Origin of the sequence: Thermogutta sp. (assembly GCF_014359955.1) — a bacterium.
Classification (GTDB): Bacteria; Planctomycetota; Planctomycetia; order Pirellulales; family Thermoguttaceae; genus Thermogutta.
This window is the reverse complement of sequence record NZ_JACIYL010001092.1, coordinates 1-1,097: the sequence shown is the minus strand read 5'-3', so window position 1 is coordinate 1,097 and position 1,097 is coordinate 1. Positions and strand designations below refer to the sequence as shown.

The 1,097-nt window shown below is 58.6% G+C and carries 1 protein-coding gene; it reads left to right on the top strand.

Translation table 11 applies throughout. From position 1 onward, the window contains the following. The coding region (gene bioB / locus H5U08_RS19585; protein WP_297037094.1) for a biotin synthase BioB at window positions 1-1,003 on the top strand (1,003 nt) is incomplete at its 5' end. Between the last annotated feature and the right edge of the window lie 94 nt (window positions 1,004-1,097).

Below are 1,097 nucleotides of genomic sequence, written 5' to 3'. Positions count from 1 at the left end.
GATCATCGCTGGCCGCCGTTTGACGGTGGAGGAAGTGCGGGCAATCCTGCAGGCCCCCGACACGGCGATTCTCGAAATTCTGGCGGCAGCGTACCGCGTTCGTCGGCATTTTCACGGCATGAAAATGCGGCTGAATATGCTCATCAATGCGAAAAGTGGCCTCTGCGGCGAGGATTGTGCCTACTGCTCTCAGTCGAAAATTTCAACCGCCAGCATTGCGAAGTATCCCCTGCTGGACGAGGACGTTATCCTCGCAGGCGCAGCGGCCGCTGTGGAAAGAAAGGCCTCGACGTACTGTATCGCGATCGCCGGACGATCTCCGAATCCGCGCGAGATGGAAAGGCTCTGTCAGACAATCAGCCGGATCAAAGAGCGTTTCCCGTTGAAAGTCTGTCTCTCGCCGGGGCTGTTAACGTTGGCTCAGGCGGAAGCCCTCAAGAAGGCGGGGCTGGACCGGGTCAATCACAATTTGAACACAGGTCGCCGCTTTTACAGGGAGATCTGTTCGACTCATACGTACGAAGACAGGCTGGCCACACTCAAGGCCGCTCGGCAGGCGGGCCTCGAGTTGTGCTGTGGTGGAATCATTGGGATGGGCGAAGGCGAGGACGACCTTATCGACTTCATCCTGGCGCTGGGGGAACTCCGGCCCGAATCCGTGCCGATTAACTTTCTTATCCCGATTGCCGGCACGCCACTGGAAGGTCGGCCAGCCCCGTCACCCCTTCACTGCCTGAAAGTTCTCTCTCTCATTCGTTTCGCGACGCCCACTTCAGACCTGCGGATTGCGGCCGGGAGAGAGGTCCACCTCGGCCCGCTTCAACCCCTGGGGTTGTTTGTCGCGAATTCCATCTTCGTGGGTGACTACCTCACGACAAAAGGTCAACCGCCGGAAGAAGATTACCGAATGATCGCGGCGCTGGGATTCGAGATAGAACAAGTCATCCACGGAGAATCAGCCGCAGTGTGTGAGGACACCTCGCCCGCTCCAGTGGCGCAATAGCCGTTTGACTGCCGCTGAGGGCTGTTTCCCGGCACAAACATTCAGCGGGCCCTGGGAGCCCGCTGAATACGGTCGAGCTTCATCACCCATCAAA